The 26,982-nt window shown below is 64.6% G+C and carries 26 protein-coding genes and 1 tRNA gene; 24 read left to right on the top strand and 3 right to left on the bottom strand.

Annotation, left to right across the window (positions count from 1 at the left end; translation table 11 throughout):
- Positions 1-74 precede the first annotated feature (74 nt).
- The 16 genes from MLD63_RS01420 to MLD63_RS01345 all read left to right on the top strand — a co-directional run bounded on the left by MLD63_RS01420 (position 75) and on the right by MLD63_RS01345 (position 17,054).
- Positions 75-151: transfer RNA gene (locus MLD63_RS01420), tRNA-Met, on the top strand.
- A 148-nt stretch (positions 152-299) separates the two neighbouring features.
- Positions 300-740 (top strand): hypothetical protein, encoded by a 441-nt coding sequence (locus tag MLD63_RS01415; protein WP_255328053.1) that lies wholly within the window; start codon positions 300-302, stop codon positions 738-740.
- A gap of 8 nt (positions 741-748) precedes the next feature.
- Positions 749-3,922: a hypothetical protein gene (locus MLD63_RS01410; RefSeq protein ID WP_255328052.1), complete on the top strand. Its 3,174-nt coding sequence runs from the start codon at positions 749-751 to the stop codon at positions 3,920-3,922.
- A 2-nt stretch (positions 3,923-3,924) separates the two neighbouring features.
- Positions 3,925-6,678, top strand: a complete 2,754-nt coding sequence (locus MLD63_RS01405; protein ID WP_255328051.1) for a hypothetical protein — start codon at positions 3,925-3,927, stop codon at positions 6,676-6,678.
- Positions 6,679-6,782: 104 nt separating this feature from the next.
- Entirely contained in the window at positions 6,783-7,445 is a 663-nt protein-coding gene (gene mobA / locus MLD63_RS01400) for a molybdenum cofactor guanylyltransferase MobA (protein ID WP_439957602.1), read from the top strand.
- Positions 7,446-7,473: 28 nt separating this feature from the next.
- A complete protein-coding gene (locus tag MLD63_RS01395; protein ID WP_255328049.1) occupies positions 7,474-8,328 on the top strand; it encodes a fumarylacetoacetate hydrolase family protein in 855 nt (284 codons plus the stop codon).
- A gap of 113 nt (positions 8,329-8,441) precedes the next feature.
- A complete protein-coding gene (locus MLD63_RS01390; RefSeq protein ID WP_255328048.1) occupies positions 8,442-10,040 on the top strand; it encodes an ABC transporter substrate-binding protein in 1,599 nt (532 codons plus the stop codon).
- A 105-nt stretch (positions 10,041-10,145) separates the two neighbouring features.
- Positions 10,146-11,138 carry an ABC transporter permease gene (locus tag MLD63_RS01385; RefSeq protein ID WP_255328477.1) on the top strand — a complete coding sequence of 331 codons (993 nt, stop codon included), beginning with the start codon at positions 10,146-10,148 and terminating at the stop codon, positions 11,136-11,138.
- Complete coding sequence (gene nikC, locus MLD63_RS01380; RefSeq protein ID WP_255328047.1) at positions 11,135-12,058, top strand: nickel transporter permease; 924 nt, start codon at positions 11,135-11,137, stop codon at positions 12,056-12,058. Before MLD63_RS01385 ends, nikC begins: the two co-directional genes overlap by 4 nt.
- Positions 12,055-12,939 (top strand): ABC transporter ATP-binding protein, encoded by an 885-nt coding sequence (locus MLD63_RS01375; RefSeq protein ID WP_255328046.1) that lies wholly within the window; start codon positions 12,055-12,057, stop codon positions 12,937-12,939. Before nikC ends, MLD63_RS01375 begins: the two co-directional genes overlap by 4 nt.
- A gap of 5 nt (positions 12,940-12,944) precedes the next feature.
- A complete protein-coding gene (locus MLD63_RS01370) occupies positions 12,945-13,697 on the top strand; it encodes an ABC transporter ATP-binding protein (protein WP_255328045.1) in 753 nt (250 codons plus the stop codon).
- Between the two features lie 157 nt (positions 13,698-13,854).
- Entirely contained in the window at positions 13,855-14,037 is a 183-nt protein-coding gene (locus MLD63_RS01365) for a hypothetical protein (RefSeq protein WP_255328042.1), read from the top strand.
- A 259-nt stretch (positions 14,038-14,296) separates the two neighbouring features.
- A complete protein-coding gene (locus tag MLD63_RS01360) occupies positions 14,297-14,437 on the top strand; it encodes a hypothetical protein (RefSeq protein ID WP_255328041.1) in 141 nt (46 codons plus the stop codon).
- A 233-nt stretch (positions 14,438-14,670) separates the two neighbouring features.
- Entirely contained in the window at positions 14,671-15,729 is a 1,059-nt protein-coding gene (locus MLD63_RS01355; protein WP_255328040.1) for an aldo/keto reductase, read from the top strand.
- Positions 15,730-15,786: 57 nt separating this feature from the next.
- Positions 15,787-16,722, top strand: a complete 936-nt coding sequence (locus MLD63_RS01350) for a DnaJ C-terminal domain-containing protein (protein ID WP_255328039.1) — start codon at positions 15,787-15,789, stop codon at positions 16,720-16,722.
- Complete coding sequence (locus tag MLD63_RS01345; RefSeq protein ID WP_255328038.1) at positions 16,719-17,054, top strand: hypothetical protein; 336 nt, start codon at positions 16,719-16,721, stop codon at positions 17,052-17,054. The genes MLD63_RS01350 and MLD63_RS01345 overlap by 4 nt, the downstream gene beginning before the upstream one ends.
- A 4-nt stretch (positions 17,055-17,058) precedes the next feature.
- On the opposite strand, the gene MLD63_RS01340 is transcribed toward MLD63_RS01345, so the two are convergent.
- The 3 genes from MLD63_RS01340 to ccmI all read right to left on the bottom strand — a co-directional run bounded on the left by MLD63_RS01340 (position 17,059) and on the right by ccmI (position 19,073).
- Complete coding sequence (locus MLD63_RS01340; RefSeq protein WP_255328037.1) at positions 17,059-17,295, bottom strand: DUF1289 domain-containing protein; 237 nt, start codon at positions 17,293-17,295, stop codon at positions 17,059-17,061.
- Between the two features lie 84 nt (positions 17,296-17,379).
- Positions 17,380-17,847 carry a Holliday junction resolvase RuvX gene (gene ruvX, locus MLD63_RS01335; RefSeq protein WP_255328036.1) on the bottom strand — a complete coding sequence of 156 codons (468 nt, stop codon included), beginning with the start codon at positions 17,845-17,847 and terminating at the stop codon, positions 17,380-17,382.
- Entirely contained in the window at positions 17,844-19,073 is a 1,230-nt protein-coding gene (gene ccmI / locus MLD63_RS01330) for a c-type cytochrome biogenesis protein CcmI (RefSeq protein ID WP_255328035.1), read from the bottom strand. Before ccmI ends, ruvX begins: the two co-directional genes overlap by 4 nt.
- Positions 19,074-19,257: 184 nt before the next feature.
- Here ccmI and MLD63_RS01325 point away from each other — a divergent pair, with 184 nt between their 5' ends.
- The 8 genes from MLD63_RS01325 to MLD63_RS01290 all read left to right on the top strand — a co-directional run bounded on the left by MLD63_RS01325 (position 19,258) and on the right by MLD63_RS01290 (position 26,967).
- The gene (locus tag MLD63_RS01325) at positions 19,258-20,523 is read left to right on the top strand and encodes a sarcosine oxidase subunit beta family protein (RefSeq protein ID WP_255328034.1); all 1,266 of its coding nucleotides are present in this window, start codon (positions 19,258-19,260) and stop codon (positions 20,521-20,523) included.
- A gap of 93 nt (positions 20,524-20,616) precedes the next feature.
- Positions 20,617-20,892, top strand: coding sequence for a hypothetical protein (locus MLD63_RS01320; RefSeq protein WP_255328033.1), 276 nt, complete (start codon positions 20,617-20,619; stop codon positions 20,890-20,892).
- 113 nt (positions 20,893-21,005) lie between these two features.
- A complete protein-coding gene (locus tag MLD63_RS01315) occupies positions 21,006-21,341 on the top strand; it encodes a TfoX/Sxy family protein (protein ID WP_255328032.1) in 336 nt (111 codons plus the stop codon).
- A gap of 3 nt (positions 21,342-21,344) precedes the next feature.
- Entirely contained in the window at positions 21,345-21,668 is a 324-nt protein-coding gene (locus MLD63_RS01310; protein ID WP_255328031.1) for a sarcosine oxidase subunit delta, read from the top strand.
- A complete protein-coding gene (locus MLD63_RS01305; protein ID WP_255328030.1) occupies positions 21,665-24,595 on the top strand; it encodes a sarcosine oxidase subunit alpha family protein in 2,931 nt (976 codons plus the stop codon). The genes MLD63_RS01310 and MLD63_RS01305 overlap by 4 nt, the downstream gene beginning before the upstream one ends.
- Positions 24,588-25,118 (top strand): sarcosine oxidase subunit gamma, encoded by a 531-nt coding sequence (locus MLD63_RS01300; protein ID WP_255328029.1) that lies wholly within the window; start codon positions 24,588-24,590, stop codon positions 25,116-25,118. Before MLD63_RS01305 ends, MLD63_RS01300 begins: the two co-directional genes overlap by 8 nt.
- A 109-nt stretch (positions 25,119-25,227) precedes the next feature.
- Positions 25,228-25,827: a superoxide dismutase gene (locus tag MLD63_RS01295; protein WP_255328028.1), complete on the top strand. Its 600-nt coding sequence runs from the start codon at positions 25,228-25,230 to the stop codon at positions 25,825-25,827.
- Between the two features lie 150 nt (positions 25,828-25,977).
- Complete coding sequence (locus MLD63_RS01290) at positions 25,978-26,967, top strand: metallophosphoesterase (protein WP_255328027.1); 990 nt, start codon at positions 25,978-25,980, stop codon at positions 26,965-26,967.
- Positions 26,968-26,982 lie beyond the last annotated feature (15 nt).

Below are 26,982 nucleotides of genomic sequence, written 5' to 3'. Positions count from 1 at the left end.
GATGCGCAACCCGATTCGGCTTGACGCGACCGCAACCCCGCCTTACATCGCGCGGACCCGCGACGCGGTTCGGGGGCGGAGTAGCTCAGTTGGTTAGAGCAGCGGAATCATAATCCGCGTGTCGGGGGTTCAAGTCCCTCCTCCGCTACCACAAATCTCCCAATCCTGATGGTCCGACGCCGCGCGCCCAGCGCGCGTTGCTTGTCCGTCATGCGCAACCCGCGGTTCATCCGTGTAGGTTCAATCCCGGTCTCTCGCGCCGGTCCCGTCGGCGCCGCGTACGCTGACAGGAGGTTGGGATGATCCAGACCGTGCAGATCAACGGCAATTTCGACAGGCAGGACGGTACCAGCGCGGTGTCGGGGGAGCTGTTCTTCACGCTCAGCAAGCGCGATTTCGATGGCGCCACCATCGTTGAGCCAATCACCCAGGCGGTGACGCTGGATGCGGACGGCGCTTTTGCGGGCGTGACGATGTGGCCGAACGATCGAGGTCGAAGCAACAGTAGGTATATCGTCGAGTATCTGCCCGAGGGGGCGGCCCGACGCGAGCTTATCACCAAGACGATGTTCGTCCCCGAGGCGGGCGGGCCGCATGAACTGTCGGACCTGCTTCTGGCCGCAAATCTGGCGACGTCGCTGAACCTTGACCGGGTCGTGCGGATCAGTTCGTCGGACTACGATCAGCGGCTGAGCGCGGGGACCCTGACCGACGGTTTGTATCTGGTCGAAGGGGCCTGACGATGGGGATGGAAGGGTTCATCGGCCAGTTCCAGGCCGCCCATCTGGTCCGAAGCGGCCGGACCACCGAGGTGGATTTCCGCAGCATGGACGGGACCTCGATCCTGCGGCAGGCGCCCGGCCCGGTACTGGTGCCTGTAGTGGTGGCGCCGGTGGGCTGGTCGGGGATCGCCGCGCCCGGAGAGACGATCGAGATCATCGGCGGCCGCTATGACGGGACACCCGAGCCCAGCGTGACGATCGCCATCCAGCGCAAGGGCGGCAGCGAGGAGAGGCTGGAAGAGCCTTGGTTCGTGCTGCGCGCCAGCGATCTGGGTGCTTCGGTCACAATCATTGAGCGCGCCACGAACGAGCATGGTTCCGTCAGGACCGAGGCCGTTGTCGAGGTGGCGCGCCACGCGCCGACCGAGATCACGTTCTCTGGCCTTGTCGATGTCACCGTCGGCAGCGCGCTGCCGGTTCCGATCGCGCGCCTGTCCGCGGATGGGACGGCGCCGCTGGACTGGGCGATCACCGACGGCGGTGAGGGGATGGCGCTGGACCTGTCGGGCGAGACGCCGGTTCTGCGCCTGGTCGCAATGCCCACGGTCGGCGTGCATTCGGTCACCGTGACCGCGACGAATGCCGCCGGATCTGTCAGTGCAGACATGCAGCTTGAGGTGCTGGCCAGTGTTGGGGCGCCCCAGGCGATAACCCTCTCGGCGCTGACACGCGACATGACCCAGGATGAAGCCCTGCCGGTCGATCTGGCCGAACTGTCTTGCGAGGGTGGTGGAGAGGTCAGTTGGTCCGTGCCCTCGGGCGGCGAGCGGTTCGTTATCGACACGTCTGGCGAGACGCCCGTGCTGCGCCTCTTCAGCATGCCAGAGCCGGGCAGCCACGTGATCGAGATCGAGGCCTCCAACGACAGCGGCACGGCGAACGCGCAATTCGTCTTGAACCTGGGGGCGGGCGCGCTGCCGACCACCCAGATCACGCAGAACCCACCCGGCGCGACGCTGGTCAGCGATGCGCAGGTGCCCACGTTGCTGTCGATCCTGACCGCCGACGGAACCGCACCGGTGGCCTGGAGCCTGGTCACGGGCATCGAGTTTTGTGCGCTGCAGCCGAACGGGTCGCAGGCGCTGCTTCGGCTGATTGCCATGCCGCCTGTGGGAGAAAGCTCGGTGACGGTCCGGGCCGAAAACGCCACGGGTGCGACCGAGACCGCGTTTGCGCTGATGGTTCAGGCGCCCGTCGTCGCGCCGCACGATCTTCAGTTGAGCGCGCAGACTGTAACTGTGGATGGCGACGCGACGCTGCCTCGCATCCTCGCGACGCTGTCGGCGGCCGGAACCGCGCCCATGACCTGGTCGCTGGTCGACGCAGAACCCTATTTCGACATCGATCTGACCGGTGACGTGCCGACGCTGGTTCTTGTCGAGATGCCGGGGGAGGGACGCTATTCGGTCGAGGTAGAGGTCGCGAATGCCGCTGGACGCGAGCGGGCCATCCTGGACCTGACGATCGCCCCGCCGATGGTTGCGCCGGGCGTCGTCATGATGGAACCGGATCATGCGACCATCGGCGCCGGGCAGGCGCTGCCGGTGACGCTATCGGTGCTGGACACCGACGGGTCGGGCCCGATCGTCTGGACCGTCGCCGCGGGCGGTGATCACTGCGCGATCGCGACAGAGGACGGAGAGACGCGGCTGATGCTAATCTCGCGCCCCGCAAGCGGCGTGATCCCGGTCCAGGTCGAGGCGCGAAACAGCGCGGGTCTTGCGCGCGGGACCTTCACCCTGACCATGAGTGCGGACGTGACGGTGGCGCCCTCGGCTGTCGCGTTGTCGACCAATGCGCTTGTCGTGCAGACTTCGGACAGCCTGCCGCTCATGCTGGCGGAGGCCGAGGCGGATGGGACCGCGCCTCTGACCTGGCGGCTGATTGCGGGCGAGCCTTACGTTTCGCTTGACCTGGCAGGCGACAAGCCGACGCTTCGGTTGATCAGCATGCCCGCTGTGGGATCGACGACAATCCAAGTCGAGGCCTCGAACGGCGCTGGCGTCGCGACTGCTAGCTTTTCGCTGGAGGTGCGGGCGCCAAGTGAGGCGCTGGTCACGGTGAATCGCGGGATGGTCGTCGGCGCGACGCGTAACGCTGACGGAAGTGTTTCATTCGCGCTGTCCGGGACCGATCATGACGGCGATTATGTCATCGAGGCTGCCGCGATGCGCGACGGCCTGCCGTCCATCCTGGTCGCGCCGAGCGTCAGCGATGACGGATCGACTTGGGCGGTATCCGATGACGGGCTTTACGCATGGCCGGTGGACGACGAGGCCTCGCTGCTTGTGCAGTGGGAGGCTGAAGGAAAGAAGGTCGGTGCCGGTGCCAGTTTCACGCGACAGCCATTGCTGTCGGATGCGCGGATCACGGCGGTGATCCGCCTTGCGAACGTGGCGTCGGAGACAGCTCAGCGATCCGTGGCAGCCCGGATCGAGGTGCAGGCCCCGACCATTTTCCCGACCAGACCCATTGTCTATTCCAGCACCAGCGCCAGGGCGACATTGCCGGTTGTCGGACAGGCACAACCGCCTTCGCTTGTCATCGGTATCTGGGGTCGTGTCCTGAACATCGAGGCAAACGGCGACCCGCTTTGGGGGCCAGGGAACGGCGGCACGAATACCTATATCCGCTTCTTCAACAAGACGATGACGATGGCGACGTCGACAATCAACGGCGGGATCGTCAGCGGTCACGACGATTCAGCTTCGTTGGCGTCCTGCGTACCGGGCGATCGGTTCTTCATGCTGTTCGCGATCAAGCCCGGCCAAGCGTCACAGCTGTGCTTCTCCAAGAACGGAGAGGAATGGGTGCGACGGCAGAAATACGCGATTCCAGCCACGGCCACCATTCCGCTCAATATCCCGACGCTGAGACTGGAAGGCTGGAACTTCGTTCGTGATCGGATCGCCATCTGGGGACCGCAAACACTGCCGAATTTCGACGATGTTCTGGTGCGCAACGAACTGCTCGATCTTGGCGGGCGGCCCAAGGATCCGGGGCGCGCCGACGCGATCTTGGGCGTTCCCCTGCTGGATGACCGGGGAAATGCGGGAGAATTCAACTCCGGCTATCATGCCGGGCTCTGGAACAACGGCGCCTGGACCGTCTCGCGTCCCGCCGTCGATCATCAGGTGTAGCCATGACGATGCATGTGACGTCCATCGCCCCCGACACGACGGCGAACCTGGTGTTCGATCGGCGTGGCGAGGGTCATCAGGTCGAGCGCAATACCGCGACGATCGGCAGCTTCGGCAACATCGTCAATCCGGGCGGTTCGGGTATGCTTCGCATTGTCGCGCCGCGCTATACGACGAATCTGTCGATCAAGTCGGTCGCAGGCAATGTGCTGACTGGTGAGAACCTCAACTTCTTCGACAGCTGGGTCGCGGCCTTCTATGTCGGCGGATCACTGACAGCCCTGCGCAACGTCAATGACGAGCTGGTCGAGATCGGCACGACGACGATCACGGCGGCCACGTTGAAGAAGCGGTTCTCGCTCTATGAGGGTCAAGGGATTGCCGCGGGGCAGTCGAGCCTTGTCACGGGACCGGAAGGATGGGAGCAGCCGGGTGCCACGAAGTATTTCGTGCTTGCGTCGGTCGATGCGAGCGGCAAGCGCTCTGCCTGGTCCGCACCTGTGGCGTACCAGTTCGGCGCTTCACTGACCGGCTCGCCGACCCGGACTGGGACGCTGGTCAGCGTGTCGGGTATCGATAGCCGCACCGAAGACGGCACCCTGCCGGTACCGCAGAACGTGATCGCGACCGCGATCGATGGGGGCCGCAACGTTCGGATTACCTGGACCGCCCTTCCGGGTCACAGCGTCATCGTGGGGTGGGGCTGGCACAACGATGTGAACGTCGTCGATCTCGAAACTCTGACCGTGGCGGATAGCGGACTGATCGGGCCCGGCGATTTGGTCTGGTTCAAGAAGGTCTTCGATCACACGACCACCAAAGCAGTCTTGTCGCCGCGCATGTTCAACGTGGGTGCGACACTGAGCCGCTTTCATCCTGAAACCGGCTTCTTCAACGGATCGCATCCGCAGGGCGTGACCTATGCCTACATGAACGAGGGTGGAAAGGATTTCATTCGTCTGACCATCCCCTCGGGCGTCACCTACAGCATGGGTTTCCACGCACTCTCAGGAACGACGCAGGCATGGTATCACGTCCCCGAGGCTGGAAAGGCCTACGCGCTGAGGGCAGAAGTCAGGGTCAATACCGCGCGAAACGGCACGCTTTATTGCCGCGGAGCGGACGCCGATACCTTGTCGGTTCCGTTCTCGACCTCTTGGCAGGTTCTGTCGAGGCAGTTCGTCTACAGCACGACGCCGACATCCAGCGCCCCGCTTTATCAAAGCGTCGGTGCGACGGGACCGTGTCAGTTGGACATAGCCTCGTTTTCCTTCCACGACCCGATCGCCGGCCCGATGGAGCTAAGCCCGAGCGTCGAGAAGATGGCTGTCGACAGCGGCATCCTGAGCCTGCGGATGCATGCCACCTGCAAGACCCGTCCGTGGTCCTATAACATGGCCGAGCTGCTGGGACGTTTCGGGACGCGATCGACGGGCGGGAACAGTATTCCCCAGAGCTTCAACAACCTCAAGCGCGCGCGCGAGCAGAACGGGTTGTCGGGGCAGCTGAACCCCTGGATCCAGGTCGAGCCGCACATGTCCAACCGAGAGCTGCAGCTTCTCGCCGGTTACATGTGTGCAGCCTATGATCCTACGGCCCCGGCCAGCGCCTACAAGGACGGCGCCGAACTTCGCCATTCGCAGGGTCAGATTGAGCCGTGGCAGAACGTCTTCGAGCGCACGACGCTAGAAGTCGGCAACGAGCCGTGGAATCCGATCGGAGAGTTTTTCACTCTGCCCGCGGTGAACGGGAAATCGCCGGGGTGGGTGAATGGCAAGCTGCTTGACCGCTTCGCGGGCGCGATCATGGCGGCGCCGGGATACGATCCGACGCGCTGGAAGTTCTATCTGGGCGGTTGGCTGGTCAGCGAAGGCTGGAACCGCGATGGGATAGCTGCCTCGAAACATGCGGACTTCATCGGCGGCGCGGATTACAACGGTGGCTGGGACAGCGGCCTTACCGCAGCCCTGGATGCCGACGATCCGCAGGGTCTTTTCAACACGCTTGCCAATTCCAGCATCCCGCTACTGGGTGGAGTCACGCGCAAGCAGCGAATGCGTGGCATGTCGACCCTGTGCGCGTCACTGTCCGTCGGACGGGCGAAGCCGATCCAGCTGATGCATTACGAAAGCGGACCCGGATATGTCCTGAACGGACTGAATGGCGCCAGCGTGACACCGGCGCAGGCGGCGAGCCAGGAACGGCTGATGAAGTCGGTCGCCAGTGGGACTGCGACCCTAGACGCGTTTATGACCTGTGCAGCGGAGGGGGTCATGTCGAACGACTTCTTCACGCTTGAGGAGGGCGAATATTGGAAGGCCAAGGCGACGCCGATCAACGGTGGCGCCTATAACCCGCCGTTCATGTGGTTCAGCTTCATCAACCGGCATCTGGTCGGCAAGGTCCGTGCGATGGATCTGACCGAGGGCGAGCCGCTGGTCGATCCGGCGGGGATCAGGCGGGGCGAGGCATTCAGGGCCTATGCGGTCGATCGCGAGGACGGCAGCGTCGCCTATGTGCTGTGCAACCTCGATCCGTCGACAAGCCGCAGTATCAGGCTGAGGCGCGCTTCCGGTGCGGGTCGCTGGATGCGCTACAGCATGACGGGTGACGCAAAGGCGACGAACAACACCGCTGCGACGAAGGATGTGATTGCGATCATTGCGCAGGAAATGCCGGAAGGCTTCGGTCTTGTGCGGCTGGATGTGACCATTCCGCCCGGCAAGGCTGAGGTCTATATCGCGCCCCCGGCCTGATCCGGAATCCATTCAAGATACCAACCCCCGACGGGCCGATGGCTTGCCGGGGGTTTTTTCGTATGTGCCTTGCGCCAACGATACGCTCGGGCGAGGGTCCGGCCATGTCGGTTTCCTCACATTCTCTACGATCAGCGTCGTCGCGATTGGACGCTGTGCCGGGTGTGATCCTGGCGGGCGGACGGGCCAGCAGGATGGGGGGCGGTGACAAGGGCGAGCGTCTGATCGCCGGCGCGTCGCTGATGGAGCGCGTGATCGCGCGGCTTGGCCCGCAATGCGACGGGCTTGCGATCAACGCGAACGGCGAACCTGCGCGGCTGGCAGCCTATGGCTTGCCGCTGTTGCCTGACACGATCGCGGATCATCCGGGTCCGCTTGCGGGCGTGCTGGCGGGGCTTGACTGGGCGGCGCATCGGGGTGCGGACGCCGTCGTCACGGTCGCGGTCGATACGCCCTTTGTGCCCCGCGATCTCGTGGCAAGGCTGCAGGCTTCCGCTGGCGACGAGGGGCTGGCGCTGGCGGCCAGCCCGGGTGCGGATGGTGTGATCCGCCGGCACCCGACCTGCGGCCTGTGGCCCGTCGCCCTGCGCGAAGATTTGCGCGCAGCGGTGCAGGGCGGACTCGGCAAGATCGTGCTGTGGACCGACAGGTATGGGGCAGGGCGGGCCGAATGGCCCTCGACGCCGGTCGATCCGTTCTTCAATGTGAACACGCCCGAGGATCTGGCCGAGGCCGAGCGTCTCGCCGCCATCCTGGGCAAGATCTGACAAGACGCGACCCGGGGGGAAAGCCGCGATGAAATTCATGTCCTATGCCAAGGATCGCGCCCGCGGGCTTGCGGTCGAGACCGATGAAGGCTTTCGCGGCCTGCCCGTCAGCGACCCACGCTTTCCCGGCAATCTCAAGGTACTGATCGCCGAGGATCGCCTGACCGAGGGCGCCGAGATCCTGGCCGACGGTGCGCCGATCGATCCCGACGCGGTCACGGTTCTGCCGCCGATCCCCGACCCCGAGAAGATCCTGTGCATCGGGCTGAACTATCGTGACCATGCCGAAGAGGCGGGGATGGCGCTGCCTGAATATCCGGCGATGTTCACCCGCTTCAATTCAACGCTGATCGGTCACGGTCAGGGCCTTTTGCGCCCGCGCGAGTCCGAGCAATTCGACTATGAGGCCGAACTGGCAATCATCATCGGGAAGGGCGGTCGCCACATCGACGAAGATCGCGCGCTGAACCATGTGGCTGGCTACTCGATCTTCAACGATGCGAGCCTGCGTGATTATCAGATGCGGTCGGGCCAGTGGACGCCGGGCAAGAACTTCGATGCGACCGGCCCCTTCGGACCTTGTTTCGTCGCGGCCTCGGCACTTCCGCCGGGCTGCGCGGGGCTGCGGCTGCAGGCGCGATTGAATGGCGAAACCGTGCAGGATGGCAACGTGGACGATATGGTGTTCCCGCCTGCGCGCATCGTGTCGATCGCGTCCCAGATCATGACGCTGAAGCCCGGCGACGTCATCATCACAGGCACCCCCGCGGGTGTCGGAATGGGACGTAACCCGAAGCTGTGGATGAAGGCGGGCGACACCGTCGAGATCGAGATCGACGGCCTGGGCATCCTGCGCAATCCCGTGGCGGACGCGCCGGTCTGAAGACGGGTCCCAGGCTTCCCCTTGTCACCTTCGCTTGCATGCGACACTCTCGCGGCATGGACGCCCCGCGGGACAGGCGGGGAAGATCTGACACGCACAGGGAGCTTCCTTCGATGAACATGCAAACCAATCTGCGCGCGCTGCTGCTGGCATCGGCCGTGGCCTTCGCGCCTGCGGCCTATGCCGAGACGCCGGCCGACGCGCTGGTCGTTGCCGGCTCGATCAACGACATCATCACGCTCGATCCCGCTCAGGCGTTCGAGTTTTCCGGCAACGACGTCAACCAGAACACCTATGACCGGCTGGTCGATTTCGACCCGGCCGATCTGGACGCCGGTTTCCAGCCGAGCCTTGCCGAAAGTTGGGAGGCCAGCGAGGACGGCACCAGCATCACCTTCACCATGCGTGAGGGCGTGACCTTCCATTCGGGCAATCCGGTCCGTGCCGAGGATGCCGCCTGGTCGCTGCAGCGCGCGGTCAAGCTGGACAAGACCCCGGCCTTTATCCTGACACAGTTCGGCTTCACCCCGGACAATGTCGATGAAATGATCACCTTCGACGACACCACGCTGACGCTTCAGCTGGATGCGCCCTACGCGCAATCCTTCGTGCTGAACTGCCTTACCGCCAACATTGCGAGCGTGGTGGACAAGGAACTGGTCATGCAGAACGCCGAGGGCGACGATCTTGGCAACACCTGGCTTGCCACGAACGACGCGGGTTCGGGCCCTTACGTTCTGGCCGGCTGGCGCGCGAATGAAGTCGTGCAGCTGACCGCCTACGAGGATTATTTCCAGGGCGCACCCGCCATGAAGCGTGTGATCGTCCAGAACGTCGAGGAATCCAGCGCGCAGCGTCTGCAGCTTGAGCGTGGCGATATCGACGTGGCGCGTGACCTGTCGCCCACCGATGCCGACGCCGTCGCCGAGGCAGAGGGCGTGAAGATCGAAGAACAGCCGCGCGGCCGCATCCTCTACATGGGTCTGAACCAGAAGGACGAGCTTCTGTCCAACCCGGCCGTGATCGAGGCGATGAAATATCTCGTCGATTACGAAGGCATCACCTCGAGCATCCTCAAGGGTGAATTCGTCACCCATCAGTCGTTCCTGCCCAAAGGCTATCTGGGCGCGCTGGACGAGACGCCGTGGACCTACGACGTCGAGAAGGCCAAGCAGATCCTGGCCGACGCGGGGATCGAGGGTGGCGAAGTCACCACGATCGTGCGTGACCTTCGCGAATACACCGACGTCGCGCAGGCCCTGCAGGGATCGATGGCGGAAGCAGGGCTGACGCTGAACATCGAGCAGATGACCGGCGCGCAGGTGCTGGACGCCTATCGCGCGCGGGAAGTGCCGATCTTCCTGGGCGAATGGGGGCCGGACTATTCGGACCCGAACACCAACGCCGCGACCTTCGCGTATAACCCCGACAACAGCGACGAGGCGAACGCGACCGGTCTTCTGGCCTGGCGGAACGCCTACGAGGTTCCGGCCGAGATGAACGAGGCGACCCTGGCCGCGACGCAGGAACAGGACAGCGACGTTCGCGCGCAGATGTATCAGGACATTCAGCGTCAGTATCAGGCCGAAGCCCCGATCATCCCGCTGTTCCAGCGCATCGAACGGGCCGGCCTGCGCGAGAACGTGAACGGCTGGCAATCGGGCGGCGCGGTGACTTCGGTCATCTATCGCGGCGTCACCAAGGGCGAATAACCCTTGTCCGCGAGCGATATCGACGCAGCCGGGGGGCGGGAAACGCCGTCCCCCGGCGACCAGCGTCCCGCCGCCCCCTCGGCGACGCGCAGACGAGCCAAGCGGATCGGCGGGGTGATTCTGTCGCTTGCGCTGACGATGCTGGGACTGATGCTCGTCACCTTCATCATCGGTCGGGTCATGCCCATCGATCCGGTTCTGAAGGTAGTGGGCGAACGCGCGACGCAGGCGCAGTACGACGCGGCCTATCAGGCGATGGGTCTCGACGATCCGCTGATCGTGCAATTCCTGAACTACATCCGTGACGTCATCGAGGGCGATTTCGGTCGTTCGATCTCGACCGGGCAACTGGTCCTGAACGACATCAAGCGGGTATTCCCGGCGACGGTCGAACTGGCGACGCTGGGCACGCTGATCGGCGTCTTCGTGGGCGTGCCGCTTGGCGTCATCGCAGCCGCGAACCGCGGCGGCATCATCGATCAGGTCGCTCGCGTGCTGGCCATCGTCGGCTATTCGGTGCCGATCTTCTGGCTGGGCCTGATGGGCTTGCTGATCTTCTACGGCATTCTCGGCTGGGTCGGCGGGCCGGGTCGACAGGACATCATCTATACCGGGATGGTCCCGACCGTGACCGGCTTGCTGCTGGTCGATTGCCTCATCGCCGGGGACTGGGGCGCGTTCAAGGATGCGTTTTCGCACATCATCCTGCCCGCCTCGCTGCTGGGCTATTTCAGCCTCGCCTATATCAGCCGCATGACCCGCAGCTTCATGCTGGAACAGTTGTCGGCCGAATACGTCACCACCGCGCGAGTCAAGGGCCTGTCCGAGCGCGCCGTGATCTGGGGTCATGCGTTCCGCAACATCGCCATTCCGCTGGTCACGGTGATCGCGCTTTCCTTCGGCTCGCTTCTGGAAGGATCGGTCCTGACCGAGATCATCTTCTCATGGCCCGGCCTTGGGCAATACGTCACCAACGCGCTGCTGGCGGGCGACATGAACGCCGTGCTGGGCGGGACGATCGTGATCGGCACCTGCTTCGTCGCGCTGAACCTGCTCAGTGATCTGCTGTATCGCGTGCTGGACCCGAGGTCGTCATGAGCATCGCCGAAGAAACCCCGCAAAGCCGCCGCGACTGGCTGCTGTCGGATGCGCCGACGACCCGACGCCAGGCGCGGCTAGGCGCGATGTATCAGGGCTGGCTGACCTTTCGCGGCAACAAGCTTGCGATGTTCGGGCTGGTGATCCTGATCCTGCTGATCGCGATGGCGATCTTCGCGCCCTGGCTGTCACCGCAAAGCCCGTTCTCGCAGAACCTGACCGACCGGCTGCAGCCGCCTTCGGCCGCGCACTGGCTGGGAACCGACCATCTGGGGCGCGACATCCTGTCGCGGCTGATCCACGGGTCACGGATCACGCTGTTCATCGTGGGCACGGTGGCGTTGATCGCGCCGATCATTGGTCTGTTCATCGGCACCGTTGCGGGGTTCGCGGGCGGTTGGGTCGATCAGGTGCTGATGCGGATCACCGACATCTTTCTGGCCTTCCCCAAGCTGATCCTTGCGCTGGCCTTCGTCGCGGCGCTTGGCCCCAGCATCGGCAACGCGGTCCTCGCACTGGCGCTGACCGCCTGGCCACCCTATGCGCGCCTCGCGCGGGCCGAGACGCTGACCATCCGAAACGCCGATTTCATCGCCGCCGCGCGCCTTCAGGGCGCCGGCCCGCTGAGATTGCTGATCGGGCATATCTGGCCGCTCTGCATTTCCTCACTGATCGTGCGGGTCGCGCTGGACATGGCGGGGATCATCCTGTCGGCCGCCGGGCTGGGCTTTCTGGGCCTTGGCGCGCAGCCGCCGATGCCGGAATGGGGCGCGATGATTTCCGACGGACGGACCTACATTCTCGATTTCTGGTGGGTCGCGGCGATGCCGGGGATCGCGATCTTCGTCGTCAGCCTCGCTTTTAACCTGCTGGGTGACGGGCTGCGCGACGTTCTGGACCCGAAAGGCGCGAAGGAATGAGCGAGACACTGCTTTCCGTCCGCGACCTGCGTGTCGCCTTCCCGACCCGGCAGGGCGTGTTCGAGGCGGTACGCGGCGTCAGCTTTGATCTGGGTCGTGAACGGCTGGGCGTGGTTGGCGAGTCAGGCTCTGGCAAGTCGATGACCGGTCGCGCGATCCTGGGGCTGGTGCGGCCGCCCGGCAAGGTCACGGCGGACCGGCTGACGCTGGACGGCCAATCCATCCTGAACCTGCCCGAACGAAAGATGCGCGCGATCCGCGGCAGCCATATCAGCATGGTGATGCAGGATCCGAAGTTCAGCCTGAACCCGGTGGTGAAGATCGGGGACCAGATTATGGAGGCCTATCGCCTTCATGCCGGGCGCGGCAGCGGAAACGCCCGCGACAAGGCGCTGGAGATGCTGGCAGCGGTGCAGATCCGCGACCCCGAGCGGGTGATGGATGCCTATCCGCACGAGGTTTCGGGCGGAATGGGTCAGCGCATCATGATCGCGATGATGCTGGCGCCCGACCCGGAAATCCTGATCGCGGACGAGCCGACCTCGGCGCTGGACGTGTCCGTCAGGACGGAGGTTTTGAACATCATGGATCGCCTGGTGCGCGATCGCGGCATGGGCCTGATCTTCATCAGCCACGACCTGAACCTTGTCGCGCAGTTCTGCGATCGGGTGCTGATCATGTATGCCGGGCGGATCGTCGAGACGATCGAGGCGAAGAACCTTCACAACGCGCGGCACCCCTATACGCAGGGGTTGTTGAATTCGTTGCCCCGGCTGGACCAGCCGGTGAAACATCTGCCGGTGCTCGAGCGGCAGGATTCCTGGCGCGACGCGCCCCTGATCGATGAAAGCATGGAAACAGAATTGCCGGGGGGCCTGTGAGCGCGATGCTGACCGTCGAGGGGCTGGACGTCTGGTTCGGCTATCCGCCTGACCGGGTGGACGCGGTGCAAGACGCATCCTTCACCGTGGCCCAGGGCGAAAGTTTCGGGCTGGTGGGTGAATCCGGCTCGGGCAAATCCACGATCCTGCGCGCCATCGCCGGTCTGATCGACACGTGGTCCGGTCGTATCGTCGTTGACGATCAACAGGTTGAAGGCCGCAGGCGCGATCGCGCCTTTCACAAGACCGTGCAGATGGTCTTTCAGGACCCCTACGCCAGCCTGCATCCCCGCCATTCCGTCGATCGTGTGCTGTCTGAAACGCTGAAACTGCAGGGCATGGACGATATCGACCGTCGCGTGCAGCGTTTGCTCGACGATGTCGGGCTGGGGCGCGGCTTCCGGTTTCGCTATCCTCATCAGCTGTCGGGCGGGCAGCGCCAGCGCGTCGCCATCGCTCGTGCCCTTGCTGCCGAGCCCCGGCTGCTGCTGCTGGATGAACCCACCAGCGCGCTGGATGTCAGCGTGCAGGCCGAGATCCTGAACCTGATGACCGATCTGCGCGCCGAACATGGCCTGACCTACGTGATGGTCAGCCACGATCTTGCGGTCGTAGGGCACATGTGCGATCGGCTCGCCGTGATGCAAGGCGGACGAATCGTCGAGGTGATGAAGGTCGAGGATCTGCGACAGGGTGCGGCAAGCGAGGCGTATACGAAATCGCTGATCGAGGCCTCTGCCGGTTACGTGCGCGCCTGATATTCCCTATAAGTCTGGTCATCGTTAACCACACGCTTGCGTGTTATTGCGACGTAACGGCAACACGTGGAATTTGATTGCGTTCCGCTTTTACTTTTTAATAAAAAATTATATCGTTGCGAGGTTAACTGGTGACGAGATCAAAAGGTTCACGAGAATGACACAGCATTGGACCGACGCTCTGCGTCGCGGCCTCAACAACACCTCCGACAGCCCCAGAATCGATGCGGCAATGGACTGCCCGCCCTGCAGGGGCAGGGCGGAGATCGGTTTGCGTGATGGTGGATATCCGATCCAGCAGATGGGGCAGTCGAATTTCGACGACGTTCAGGCAGCGTAGCGCGGCTAGGTTCCATCGCGTCGCGCCTGCGGAATGATCTCGGGGTTTCGGTTAATCCGGAGATTGAATGATGTGGGGATGCGAGCTGTTTCCTAGGGTGCTCCGGAAGCCTGCCGCATTTGAAACAGAATGACGGTGAGTGCGCCGACACTCGGTGCGATCAGCATACCGCACCGGGTTTTGGCGTCGGCAGGCTGACAAGGTTTCGACGACGGCACCGGGCATCCAAGTCCGGCCGCCATTCCAGGGAAGTGACGCTATGACGAAGGCGAGACATCGTATTCCCGATCACGCCCGCAAGCCCGGCGGGGCGCGGATGGAACCGCACCCGTTCTACGGTCCGACCGTCGCGGCCGCGATCCTTGCCGCCTCGGCGCTGATCGCGCTGGCTGCGGGCTGAAAGACCGACCTGTCCGCCCGTATCGGCGGCACCGTGCAATCGCGATCTGCGCGATCCGCGAAGTCGGGCTTGGTGCTTCGATCCTTCCTCAACGTTCCTGACCTACCCTCCCTCGCTTGACGCCGTCTGCGTGCCGACGCAAGGTCGCGCGCGGCGTCCGGCCGACCCTTCGTGAAACGGTGTCGCCCGGGCCTGCCAGTTGATTCCGGTCCCCGAGCTACGAAGGACAATCCATGACACGAGTGAATCTCGGTGCCAGCGCGGTCGAGGTCAGTGCGATCTGCCTTGGCACGATGACCTACGGCAACCAGACGGACGAGGCGGGCGGACACGCCCAGATGGACCGCGCGCTGGATGCCGGCATCACGTTCATGGATTGCGCCGAGATGTATCCGGTGAACCCCGTGCGCCGCGAAACGGTGGGGCGGTCCGAGGAAATCATCGGCAATTGGCTTTCGCGCACAGGCAATCGCGACCGGGTCGAGATCGCGACCAAGATCACCGGTCCCAGCCAGGCGGTGAACGATATGGCCCCTTATGACGGGGTGGCCATAACCGAAGGCATCGAGAAATCGCTGCGTCGTCTGCAGACCGACCGCATCGACCTGTACCAGCTTCACTGGCCGGTTCGCGGATCCTACGCGTTCCGGCAGAACTGGACTTTCGACCCGTCCGGTCAGGATCGCGAAAAGACGCTGGATCACATGCGCGACGTTCTGGGTGCGCTGGATCGCGCCGTGAAGGACGGCAAGCTGCGCGCGGCAGGGCTGTCCAATGAAAGCGCATGGGGTCTGACCCGCTGGATCGACGTGGCCGATCAGGACGATCTGCCGCGGATGGCCGCGATCCAGAACGAATACTCCCTGCTCTACCGCCTCTACGACACCGACCTGGCCGAGGTCGCGGTGAACGAGGACGTGACGCTGCTCAGCTATTCGCCGCTGGCGGCAGGGCTGCTTACCGGCAAGTACCGTGATGGAGCAATGCCCGAAGGCAGCCGTGCATCCGTGGACAAGGCGGCGGGTGGTCTGGGCAACCTGGGCGGGCGCAAGACCAAGCGCGCGCTGGCTGCGACCGAGGCTTATCATGCGCTGGCGGCGGAACACGGGATCGACCCGGTTCACATGGCGATCGCGTGGCAGCGGACGCGGCCGTTCAAGGTCATCCCGATCATCGGCGCGACCACGCTGGATCAGCTCGATCACCTGATCAGCGGTCTCGACCTTCGGCTGGACGAGGATCCTGTGAAGTCGATCAACCGTCTGCACAAGGATCACGGGCAGCCCTATTGATGGAACGCGCCGCCGACCTATCTGGTTGATAAGCCAGCAACAGAAAGGCGTCAGTGAATGGCGGGCGATCCCTATGAGGCCCTTGGCCTGACCAAGTCCGCAAGCGATGCGGAGATCCGAAAGGCCTATCGCCGCATCGCCAAGGCGGATCATCCCGACCTGAACCCCGACCCCGCTGCCGCCGAGCGGTTCAAGGCCGCCTCTGTCGCCTATGATCTGCTGAAGGATGCGGAACGCCGCCGCCGTTTCGACGCGGGAGAGATCGACGCATCGGGACAGGAGCGTCCTCAACATCGGACTTATCGTCCCCATGCAGAAGCTGCGGGCAATCCCTACGCGCAAGGCTACGGCTTTGAAGGCGACCCAGACCTGTCCGACGTGTTCGAGGATCTGTTCGGCCGGCGCTCACAAGGGCGCACAGGCGGCTTTTCCGGCTTCGGTGGCAGTGCTGGTCGCGGCCAGCCTTTCGACATGCGCGGACAGGATCACCGATTTAACCTGCAGGTGGACTTTCTGACCGCGGCGCGCGGCGGCAAGACCCGGATCACGCTGCCGGATGGCGGTGATCTTGAAGTGACGATCCCCAAAGGGGCCGAGGATGGTCAGACGATCCGGTTGAAAGGCAAGGGTGGGCCAGGCAGCGGCCGTGCCGGTCCCGGCGACGCCTACCTGACCTTGTCGGTCGCGGATCACCCGACCTTCCGGCGCGAAGGCGACGATATCCTCGTGACGCTGCCGATCACGCTGGATGAGGCTGTGCTGGGCGGAAAGGTCGCGACGCCGACGATCGACGGTTCGGTCAACCTGACGATTCCCGCGGGCGCGACATCGGGCCAGCGTCTGCGCCTGCGCGGACGCGGGGTGAACGGCGGCGATCAGCAGGTCGAGCTGCGCGTCGCAATGCCATCCAAGGTTGACGATGAATTGCGCGCCTTCATGGAAACCTGGCGCACGACGCATGGCTATGATCCGCGCAAGGGAATGGCCCGATGACCCGCACCTATACAGAGGCAGAAACGATCGCTGCCATCGACGACCTGACGGGTGAGCGACTGGTGACTTTCGTCCGCGCCCGGATCGTGCAGCCGGTCCATGCCGAGGGCGGTCCCCGCTATCGCGAGGCAGATCTGGCCCGGTTGCAGCTGCTGTGCGATCTGGCCGAAAGCTATGACCTGCAGGACGAGCCCATGTCGCTGGTGATGTCGCTGATCGATCAGTTGAACACGATGCGGGGTGACATGCGCGCCTTGATCGAGGCTGTGGCGGCCGAACCCGATGAGGTCCGCACCCGCATCCATACGGTGATCCGGCAGCGTCGCGGTTGACCGCTTAAGGGTCGCGGCGTCCGTCGCGGCCGCCGCGGCGCTTCTTCAGTCGCGGCTTGCGGTCGGGGAGTTCGGCGATCACCGCGCGACGCGCATCGGCCGACATGCCCGACCAGCCCGCGATCTCTTCCAAGGTGCGATAGCAGCCGACGCAGATCCCTTCGTGCGGATGCATGACGCAGATATTGACGCAAGGGCTCTGCGGTTCCATGCGGGTCCAGACCGGGGCGGCATCGTTCATGCGGCGCACCATGGTGCCGCGCCGCGATACTTGCAAGCGGGCGTCGATCGGCCGAGGTGGCTCAGCATCGATACGGTGTCCGGATCAGCCGAGATAACGCAACCGGTCCAGCGCGCCTTGCAGGATCAGCCCCGCCGCGACCTGGTCGATCACTTCTGCCCGCCTGCGCCGTGAGGTGTCGCCTTCCAGCAGCGCGCGCTCTGCGGCGACGGTCGACAGACGCTCATCCCAGAACGAGATCGGCAGGGGCGTCATACGTTCAAGGTTGCGCGCGAATGCGCGGGTCGATTGCGCGCGGGGCCCTTCGGAGCCGTCCATGTTCAAGGGCAGGCCCAGCACCAGTCCCGCCAGATTACGCTCGGCGGCGATCGCCAGAAGGGCCGTGGCATCCAGCGTGAACTTGAGGCGCTTGATGGTTTTCAGGGGCGATGAAACCTGCCGCAGCCCATCGCTGACCGCGACGCCGATGGTCTTGGTCCCAAGATCCAGCCCCGCAATCGCACCGACCGCGGGGATGGCACGGGCGAAATCCTCCATCGCTGGGCAGATCATTCGGTGATCCCGGCCTGCTCGGCGGCTTCGCGGATCGGTGCGATGGCTTCGGGCGTACCGCCGAAACGCGCCTGAGCCTCTCCCCAGATCGCAGTCGCATGGTCGGTCCGACCCAGAATGCCCAGTGACGCAATCAGGCGCGCCCATTCCTCGGGGGCGCCGCCCTCTGTCGCAAGTCGCGATTCCAGTTGGGCGACCATGCCTTCTATCATCTGCTGGCGATCCTCGGGCGTCATATCCTCGGTCGCCGCCATCGCGTCGGCGGCGGGGCCGGGCAGGGCCGGCATGCCGCCGGTCGAATCGGGCATGGCGTAGTCAGGCTCACCTGCGAGCCAGGCGAGATCGGGAATGACCGCGCGGATCGGCGCGATCCAGGGTGCGTCGGGCGGACCCTCCTCCAGCAAGCGCGCCCAGATCGGGAAAGCGCGGTCGGGGCGTCCGTTCTGGACCTGGAGCATCCCCGCCATGTAACGGGCGCGGGCGTTACGCGCATCCTTCTGCAGCGCACGGGACAACATGTCTTCGGATTCAGGCGTGATGATCCCGCCCGCCTGATCGATCATCAGCGCAGCCAGCTGCGCCAGATCCTCGGCGCTGACCTGGTCGCCACGCAGCGCGACCAGACGTTCCTGCGCGTCACGGGCGGCTGCGAAATTGCCGATCCGCGCCTCGTTCTGCGCCAGCAATGTCAGCCCCTGCGGATCGTCGGGACGTTGCTGCACCGTCTCGCGAAGGCGGTCCATCAATGCCGCGAATTCGGGGTCAAGCTCTTCAGGCTCGGGCAGCTGCGCCGCTGCCTCCGCTTCTGCCTGCGTGGGCCGTGCGTCATAGGCTCGCTGCGCCGCCGACAGTCGTTCGGACAGCGGCAGGTCGGGAAAGCCGGGCGCGCCTTCGCGCCAGTAAAGCGCGACTGCACCCAGCAGGGCCAGCGCCACAGCCAGAGCAGGCACCACCAATCCGCCGTGTCTGGTCGATCCCGTCGTCTCGGCCATGCGCCGATCTGCATCCAGAACCTTGCGCCCGATCTCGATCCGCAGCCGCTCGGCTTCCTCGGGGGCGATCACGCCGCGCGCCAGGTCGTTCTCGACCTCGTTCAGCTGGTCGCGGTAGACGCGCAGGTCGTAGGCGGCCGCCGGCTCGCTGGAGGTCGCGGCGCGACGACGGAACGGCGCCAGCAGCGCCAGCGCGACGACGGCCAGCATGGCTGCGGCAAAGAACCAGAACATCGCATCTCCCTCGACCTGTGGTCGAAGTAACCGCTTTGCGGTGTCCTAGAAAGGCCCCACCGCTCAAACCCGCGCGAGTCATGTCGCATTCCGCATTGTTCTGCCGCTATGGGTCTTGAGCCGTTCTGACGGCGCGGCCATTCTGCGGCCGACGAGGGCAACCCCCGGGACAGATTGCACGACCATGGCTGACCATACCCCTTCCCGACGCTACTCCGCCTTTGCGATCGCGCGCGAGGCGCTGCGGATGCACACCGGCTGGAAACGCGCCTGGGCCAAGGCCACGCCCAAGGACCGCTACAAGGTCGTGGTCGTCGGCGCAGGGGGGCACGGTCTGGCGACGGCCTATTACCTTGGCAAGAATTTCGGCATCCGCGACGTCGCGATCATCGAGAAAGGGTGGCTGGGCGGCGGCAACACGGGCCGCAACACGACGATCATCCGCTCGAACTATCTGCAGGACCCGTCCGCCGCGATCTACGAGAAGTCGCGCAGCCTGTATGAAACGCTGAGCCAGGAGTTGAACTACAACATCATGTTCAGCCCGCGCGGCCTGATCATGCTGGCGCAGACCGAACATGAGGTGCGCGGCTACAAGCGCACGGCGCATGCGAATTACCTGCAAGGCGTGGCGACCGAGTGGATCGACCGCGATCGGGTCAAGAAGCTTTGCCCAATCATGAACATCGACGGGCCGCGCTATCCGGTTCTGGGCGGACTATATCAGGCCCGTGGCGGCACCGCGCGGCATGACGCCGTGGCCTGGGGCTACGCGCGCGCCTGTTCCGACATGGGCATGGACATCATCCAGAACTGCGAGGTGACCGGGATCGAGACGGTGGACGGTCATGTCACGTCGGTCAGCACCAGCAAGGGCAATATCGGCTGCGAGAAGCTGGCCTTGGTCGTTGCGGGACATTCCAGCCAACTGGCCGGTATGGCGGGCTTCCGCATGCCGATCGAAAGCGTCGCGCTGCAGGCGCTGGTGTCAGAGCCGATCAAACCCTGCATGGATGTGGTCGTCATGGCCAACACTGTTCACGGCTACCTGTCGCAATCCGACAAGGGCGAGATGGTGATCGGCGGCGGGACCGACGGTTTCAACAACTTCACCCAGCGGGGATCCTGGCACCATATCGAGGAAACCGTTCGCGCGCTGGTCGAGACCTTCCCGATGCTGTCGCGCCTGAAGATGCTGCGGCAATGGGGCGGGATCGTGGACATGACCGGCGACCGCTCGCCGATCCTGTCGACCACGCCGGTCGGCGGCATCTTCGTCAATTGCGGTTGGGGCACGGGCGGATTCAAGGCGATCCCCGGGTCCGGTTGGGCGATGGCGGAACTGATCGCCAAGGGCACGCCCGGTCCGCTTTCGGCGGAATTCGGCCTGAACCGCTTCCGCGAAGGACGGTTCATCGACGAATCCGTCGCCGCTGGCGTCGCGCACTAAGGGGGCGGCGGTGATGATTTTGAATTTGCATGGAACTTTCCGCGCGGCATGGAAATTGGTGGGTCGGATGATCCAGCCAATCAGGGAAACACCATGGCAAACGGGAACAACAACAACGGCCTCTACTTCATCGTCGGCGGCATCGTCGTCGTGGTGGCGTTGCTCTTCTGGTTCATGTCGGGCGATCCCGACATGGCGGATGGCGACACCACCAACGTCACGGTCGAAGGAACGGCTGACGGCGCGGCGGATGCCGCGGAAGACGCAGCCGATGCGGCGGGCGACGCTGCAGCGGATGCAGCCGATGCAGCAGGCGATGCGGCTGACGCCGCTGGCGACGCAGCGACGCAGCCCGCTCCGGCCAACTAAGACAAGCTTACGGCTATCGGCGCGCGGGTCGCGCCGAGTGTCCGACCATCACGACCAAGTCCGGGATGCGGCGTTGACCGCGTCCCGGACGTTTCATGTTCGGGGGGCAACCTATGGCAGCTGATCCCGGCTCGGTTGTCCTGATGCGCGATGACCTGTGCCATCTGGGCGATTTCTCCGAGAAGGCGATGTTCGGCGGCATGGGGTTCATGCGTGACGGGCACATGCTGGCCGGCGTTATGTCGGACGGCGGGATGATGTATCGCGTCGGCAAGCCCCGTGAGTCCGAGGCGCTCAGGCTGCCGGGTGTCGGCCCGATGCAAAGCGGCGCACGACGCATGGGCGGTTTTGTCGTCATCAGCGGATCGCAGCTCGCTGACGACGACCTGCGCCGACGCTTGCTGGATCTGGCGCTGACCAACGCCACCGAACTACCCCTGAAGGACTAGTCCATGCTGATCCTGACCTGCCCTTATTGCGGCGTCCGCGCCGAGGAAACGGAACTTGCCCCCGGCGGCGAGGCGCATCTGAAGCGCATCGGTCCCGACGGCAGCGACGAAGCCTTCGAATCCTACCTGTTCGACCGCACCAACACCAAGGGCGTGCAGCTTGAACGGTGGCGCCACGCCTATGGCTGCGGCAAGTGGTTTCTGGCCGCGCGCGACACCGTGACGATGCAGGTCTACGGCACCTATGAGGCGCAGGCCTTCGGCCCGAACGAGGATGTTCAGGCCACCGTCCGCGTCCGCCACCCCGACTGGAGCTACAAGCTATGAGCGAAACGGGCCCTTTCCGCCTGCCACAGGGCGGGCGGCTGATCGACCGCGCCTATCCGCTGGAGTTTCGCTTCGACGGGCGCCCGCTGCGCGGGCTCAGGGGCGATACGCTTGCATCGGCCTTGATGGGGTCTGGCGTGATGCTGATGGGCCGGTCCTTCAAGTACCATCGCCCGCGCGGCCCTATCGCCTCGGGCGCCGAAGAGCCGAATGCGCTGCTGGGCCTGGGACAGGGCGGTCGGTTCGAGCCGAACCAGCGCGCCACAACGACCCAGCTTGAGCAGGGGATGCGGCTGACCGGGCAGAACGCCTGGCCGTCGCTGTCGGTCGATGTCGGCGCGGTCAATTCCTGGCTCTACCGCCTGTTTCCGGCGGGCTTCTACTACAAGACCTTCATTCTCCCCCGCGCGGCGTGGAAACACCTGTTCGAGCCTGTGATCCGACGCAGCGCGGGTCTTGGCCGGGCACCGAAGGACGTCGATCCCGACCGCTACGAACAGGCCTATGATTTTGCCGAGGTCGTGGTTGTGGGCGGCGGCATCGCCGGCCTGCAGGCAGCGCGTGACGCCGCCGAGGCTGGTGGGCGCGTGCTGGTTCTGGAACAGGATCCGCATTGGGGCGGGCGGACCCCGGTCGATCACGGTCCGGCGGGGCAGGGCGCCATCGATGCGCTGCTGACGGATCTGCGCGGGCGTGACAACGTCACCATGCGTCGCAAGACGATGGCGACGGGTCTATACGATCACGGCTATCTGCTGGCGCGCGAGGCGCTGGCCGACCACGATCCCAATCAGGGCATCCCACGGCAGCGGTTGTGGCGCATCCGCGCCGGCCGCATCGTCACCGCGACCGGCGCGCTGGAACGGCCGCTGTCCTTTGCGATGAACGACGTGCCCGGCGTGATGCTGGCCAGCGCGGTCCGTGATTACATCGTGAACCACGGCGTGGCGCCGGGCCACCGCATTGTCCTCGTGACCAACAATGACGACGCCTATCGCACGGCGCTTGCCGCGCAGGAGGCAGGGCTGGACGTCCCTGCGATCCTCGATGCGCGGCCAGCAGCGGATGGTCCCTTGCCCAAGATGGCGCGTGACCGGGGTATCCGGGTCATGACCGGGACGGGCATCGCCAAGGTCAAGGGTTCGCGCGCGGTGGAGGGGATCGTCACCTGTGCGCAGGCCGGGCAGGGGCAGCCGATCGAGACGATCGATTGCGATGCGGTCGCGATGTCGGGCGGCTGGTCGCCGGTCGTGCATCTGTGGTCCCACTGCGGCGGCAAGCTGACCTGGGATGACGCACAGGCGCTGTTCCGCCCCGATCCGGCGCGGCCGCCGCTGGGCGCCGACGGCGAGGGCAACGTCACTGCCGTCGGCGCCGCCTATGGTGATCTGCGCTGCGCGGGCGAGCTGGAGCGCGACGAAGCCGCGATGCAGCCGGTCTGGGTGATGCCCGCGCAGGCGACCCGCAAGGCGCGCTACAAGATGTGGCTCGATTTCCAGAACGACGTGAAGGTATCCGACATCGAGCTGGCTGCGCAGGAAGGCTATGAGTCGGTCGAACACACCAAGCGCTACACCACCCTTGGGATGGCCACCGATCAGGGCAAGGTCAGCAACATCAACGGTCTTGCTGTGTTGTCGGGCGCGCTGAACCAGCCGATCCCGGCGACAGGGACGACCACGTTCCGCCCGCCTTACACACCGCTGACGCTGGCCACGATCGCCGCCGATGCTCGTGGTGACGCCTTCCAGCCGCTGCGCAAGACGGCGATCGACGGCTGGCACGTGCTGAACGGCGCGAAATGGGAGCCGGTCGGCCAATGGCGCCGGGCCTACTGCTACCTGCGGGGCGGCGAGGATGCCCATGCCGCCGTCGCACGCGAGATCAAGGCGGTTCGCGGCGGTGTCGGCACGCTCGACGCATCGACGCTGGGCAAGATCATCGTGAAGGGCCCCGACGCGGGCAAGTTCCTCGACATGATCTATACCGGCGTGATGTCCTCGCTGCCGGTCGGCAAGTGCCGTTATGGTCTGATGTGTTCGGAAAACGGTTTCCTGATGGATGACGGCGTCGCCGTGCGCCTGTCCGAGGACACCTGGCTTTGCCACACGACCACCGGCGGCGCCGAGCGCATTCATGCCCATATGGAAGACTGGCTGCAATGCGAATGGTGGGAATGGAAGGTCTATACCGCCAACGTGACCGAACAATGGGCGCAGGTCGCCGTTGTCGGCCCGAAGGCGCGGACGCTCCTGGAACGGCTGGGCGGGATGGATGTCTCGGACGACGCGCTGCCCTTCATGGGCTGGGCCGAGGGTGAGATCGCGGGCATTCCCGCACGCATCTACCGGATCAGTTTCTCGGGCGAGTTGTCGTTCGAGGTCTCGGTCCCGGCGAACCGGGGTCTGGAATTGTGGGAAGCGCTGCACAAGGCCGGCGCCGATCTGGGCGTCACGCCCTATGGGACCGAGGCGATGCACATCATGCGCGCCGAAAAGGGCTTCATCATGATCGGGGATGAAACCGACGGCACGGTGATCCCGCAGGATCTGGGCCTTGGATGGGCGATCAGCAAGAAGAAGCCGGACTACATCGGCAAGCGCGCACAGATGCGCAGCCACATGACCGACCCGGATCGCTGGCAACTGGTCGGGCTGGAAAGTCTGGACGACCGGATGATCCCGGACGGCGCCTATGCGGTCGCCGAAGGCACGAACGCGAACGGCCAGCGTAACGTGCAGGGACGCGTCACCTCGACCTACTATTCGCCGACGTTGGGCCGCCCCATCGCGATGGGTTTGGTCCGTCACGGACCGTCACGGATGGGCGAGGAGCTGGATTTCCCGCTATCCAACGGTCCGGCGGTTCGCGCGAAGATCGTCGAGCCGGTGTTCTACGACAAGGAAGGGGCGCGTCTGAATGGCTGAAACCTTGGCAACGATCCGGCGGGCGGCGCCCTGCGCGATGATCTCGATCCGCGCCGATCTGGGTCGCGCAGGCGATGCGCTGGCCGAGGCGACTGGGCTTGCGATGCCAGAACAGGTTCGCATCGTGACAGATGGCAGCCGTGCTCTGGGCTGGATGTCGCCCGACGAATTGCTGCTGATCGGGCCGCTGGATGCGCGCAACGAGATGCGCGACGCCTGCGATCAGGCGTTGGCGGGCGAGCATGGGCTGGTTCTCGACGTGTCGGACATGCGCGTCATGTTCGCCATCGAAGGTCCGCGCGCGGATGACGTGATCCGCAAGCTGTGCCCCGTCGATCTGGACGCCATGCCGCAGGATGGGATGCGTCGCACCCGCGCCGCGCAGGTGGGGGTCGCGATCTGGCGCGAAGGGGACGGCGGGGGTCGCGGATGGCGGCTGATCTGCTTTCGATCGGTCGCCGATTATGTCGAAACGATCTTGCGAAACGCTGCGATTCCCGGTGCTCATCTGGCGCCGCGCTAGGGTCTGACGTTTCCTTTTCCGTTTGGAACCATGGGGCTGGCCTTGCGTTGGTCGGGCAACGCGGGGCATTGTCCCCGCCGACGACCCGTCATCATTGAAAGGACAGGACATGGCTTTCACGCTTCCCGATCTTCCCTATGCCCACGACGCTCTTGAAAGCGCGGGCATGTCGAAAGAGACGCTGGAGTATCACCACGACAAGCACCACAAGGCCTATGTCGACAAGCTGAACGAGCTGGTGGCCGGGACCGAGTGGGAAGGCAAGTCGCTGGAAGAGATCGTCAAGGGTACCTACAAGAAGGACGCCGTCGCGCAGTCGGGCATCTTCAACAATGCCAGCCAGCACTGGAACCACAGCCAGTTCTGGGAAATGATGAGCCCGGAAGGTGGCGAAATGCCGTCCGAGGTCGAGAAGGCCCTGACCGACAGCTTCGGCTCGGTCGACGAGTTCAAGAAGAAGTTCAGCGAAGCCGGCGCGGGCCAGTTCGGTTCGGGCTGGGCTTGGCTGGTCAAGAACAGCGATGGCTCGCTGGAAGTCACGAAGACCGAAAACGGCGTGAATCCTCTCTGCTCGGGTCAGACCGCGCTTCTGGGCTGCGACGTGTGGGAGCATTCCTATTACATCGACTTCCGCAACGCGCGCCCGAAATACCTCGAGAACTTCCTCAACAAGCTGGTGAACTGGCAAAACGTGGCATCACGGATGTGATCGCCAGAGGATGATACGCAAAGGCCCGCCAATCCGGCGGGCCTTTCGCTTGCAGCCCCGGCACACGGCGACCTAGGGTGACTGTCTGGAAAGAACGCCGTGCGATCGCTTGTCGTATCAAGTTTATCGGTTCAGGTATCGGAGTTTCTGATGCGTCTCAAACCCCTCCATCTCGGTATGGCGGCTCTGGCCGGCTTCGGGGCGTACTCCCTGTGGTGGGAACCGGCGATGATGATGAACGTCGCCCGCTACAGGGTCGGGCTGGAAGAATGGCGCGGGCGAAAACCGATGCGCCTGGTCATCATCAGCGACCTTCACGCCGGTTGGCCGCACATCTCGCTGAACCGTGTCAGCCGGATCGTGGATCGCGCCAATGCGCTGAAACCGGACGTGGCGATCCTGTTGGGCGATTATTCGGCTGCGCACCCCTTCACCTGGGGTCATACCGGCAAGCGAGAGATCATTCAGCGTCTGAAGGCGTTCACCGCGCCCCACGGGACCTACAGCGTCATCGGCAACCATGACTGGTGGCAGGATGCCAAGGCCCAGTTGAGCCGTCACGGTCCTGTCGAGGCCGAACGCGAACTTCGTGTGGTCGGCATTCCGGTGCTGAACAACCGATCCGTCAGGATCGGTGATGAAAAGACCGGCTTCTGGCTGGCCGGTGTGGATGAGCAGCGTCCGTTCGATGAAGGCCCCGATGGTGAGGGTATGGACGATCTGGAAGCCGCGCTGAACGAAGTCACCGATGACGCGCCGATCGTGCTTTTGGCCCATGAACCCGATCTGTTCGACCATCTCGGCAAGGCATCACGCCGCGTTTCCCTGACTATCTCGGGCCATACGCATGGCGGGCAGATCCGTGTCAGGGGTAGTGCCCCGCTGATCATGGCCAGCGACAACGAAAAGTGGTCGCACGGTCGGTATGACGACGAGGACGGACGGGCGCTGATCGTCTCGGCCGGGATCGGTTGCTCGGTCCTGCCGATGCGGCTTGGCGTGCCGCCCGAGCTGACCGTGATCGAGTTGTGCGAACCTGATCCCGAAACCGAAGAAGAGGCCGATGAGGCCGAGGAAGAGTTCGAAGAACTGGAGTCCGAAGGAAAGCTTCCGACCGGCCCCGGTGGCTTGGGCGACTGAAGCGCGGCGTCTCTA

This window comes from Paracoccus albicereus, assembly GCF_024359525.1.
GTDB classification, from domain to species: Bacteria; Pseudomonadota; Alphaproteobacteria; order Rhodobacterales; family Rhodobacteraceae; genus Paracoccus; species Paracoccus albicereus.
The sequence above is the reverse complement of the archived record's forward strand: the minus strand, read 5'-3'. Positions and strand labels throughout refer to the sequence as shown.

What these genes read in the sequence shown, in the direction of transcription:
- MLD63_RS01415 (WP_255328053.1), top strand. Translation starts at nt 300, where the DNA reads ATGATCCAGACCGTGCAGATCAACGGCAATTTCGACAGGCAGGACGGT.
- MLD63_RS01410 (WP_255328052.1), top strand. Translation starts at nt 749, where the DNA reads ATGGAAGGGTTCATCGGCCAGTTCCAGGCCGCCCATCTGGTCCGAAGC.
- MLD63_RS01405 (WP_255328051.1), top strand. Translation starts at nt 3,925, where the DNA reads ATGACGATGCATGTGACGTCCATCGCCCCCGACACGACGGCGAACCTG.
- mobA (WP_439957602.1), top strand. Translation starts at nt 6,783, where the DNA reads ATGTCGGTTTCCTCACATTCTCTACGATCAGCGTCGTCGCGATTGGAC.
- MLD63_RS01395 (WP_255328049.1), top strand. Translation starts at nt 7,474, where the DNA reads ATGAAATTCATGTCCTATGCCAAGGATCGCGCCCGCGGGCTTGCGGTC.
- MLD63_RS01390 (WP_255328048.1), top strand. Translation starts at nt 8,442, where the DNA reads ATGAACATGCAAACCAATCTGCGCGCGCTGCTGCTGGCATCGGCCGTG.
- nikC (WP_255328047.1), top strand. Translation starts at nt 11,135, where the DNA reads ATGAGCATCGCCGAAGAAACCCCGCAAAGCCGCCGCGACTGGCTGCTG.
- MLD63_RS01375 (WP_255328046.1), top strand. Translation starts at nt 12,055, where the DNA reads ATGAGCGAGACACTGCTTTCCGTCCGCGACCTGCGTGTCGCCTTCCCG.
- MLD63_RS01370 (WP_255328045.1), top strand. Translation starts at nt 12,945, where the DNA reads ATGCTGACCGTCGAGGGGCTGGACGTCTGGTTCGGCTATCCGCCTGAC.
- MLD63_RS01365 (WP_255328042.1), top strand. Translation starts at nt 13,855, where the DNA reads ATGACACAGCATTGGACCGACGCTCTGCGTCGCGGCCTCAACAACACC.
- MLD63_RS01360 (WP_255328041.1), top strand. Translation starts at nt 14,297, where the DNA reads ATGACGAAGGCGAGACATCGTATTCCCGATCACGCCCGCAAGCCCGGC.
- MLD63_RS01355 (WP_255328040.1), top strand. Translation starts at nt 14,671, where the DNA reads ATGACACGAGTGAATCTCGGTGCCAGCGCGGTCGAGGTCAGTGCGATC.
- MLD63_RS01350 (WP_255328039.1), top strand. Translation starts at nt 15,787, where the DNA reads ATGGCGGGCGATCCCTATGAGGCCCTTGGCCTGACCAAGTCCGCAAGC.
- MLD63_RS01345 (WP_255328038.1), top strand. Translation starts at nt 16,719, where the DNA reads ATGACCCGCACCTATACAGAGGCAGAAACGATCGCTGCCATCGACGAC.
- MLD63_RS01340 (WP_255328037.1), bottom strand. Translation starts at nt 17,295, where the DNA reads ATGAACGATGCCGCCCCGGTCTGGACCCGCATGGAACCGCAGAGCCCT.
- ruvX (WP_255328036.1), bottom strand. Translation starts at nt 17,847, where the DNA reads ATGATCTGCCCAGCGATGGAGGATTTCGCCCGTGCCATCCCCGCGGTC.
- ccmI (WP_255328035.1), bottom strand. Translation starts at nt 19,073, where the DNA reads ATGTTCTGGTTCTTTGCCGCAGCCATGCTGGCCGTCGTCGCGCTGGCG.
- MLD63_RS01325 (WP_255328034.1), top strand. Translation starts at nt 19,258, where the DNA reads ATGGCTGACCATACCCCTTCCCGACGCTACTCCGCCTTTGCGATCGCG.
- MLD63_RS01320 (WP_255328033.1), top strand. Translation starts at nt 20,617, where the DNA reads ATGGCAAACGGGAACAACAACAACGGCCTCTACTTCATCGTCGGCGGC.
- MLD63_RS01315 (WP_255328032.1), top strand. Translation starts at nt 21,006, where the DNA reads ATGGCAGCTGATCCCGGCTCGGTTGTCCTGATGCGCGATGACCTGTGC.
- MLD63_RS01310 (WP_255328031.1), top strand. Translation starts at nt 21,345, where the DNA reads ATGCTGATCCTGACCTGCCCTTATTGCGGCGTCCGCGCCGAGGAAACG.
- MLD63_RS01305 (WP_255328030.1), top strand. Translation starts at nt 21,665, where the DNA reads ATGAGCGAAACGGGCCCTTTCCGCCTGCCACAGGGCGGGCGGCTGATC.
- MLD63_RS01300 (WP_255328029.1), top strand. Translation starts at nt 24,588, where the DNA reads ATGGCTGAAACCTTGGCAACGATCCGGCGGGCGGCGCCCTGCGCGATG.
- MLD63_RS01295 (WP_255328028.1), top strand. Translation starts at nt 25,228, where the DNA reads ATGGCTTTCACGCTTCCCGATCTTCCCTATGCCCACGACGCTCTTGAA.
- MLD63_RS01290 (WP_255328027.1), top strand. Translation starts at nt 25,978, where the DNA reads ATGCGTCTCAAACCCCTCCATCTCGGTATGGCGGCTCTGGCCGGCTTC.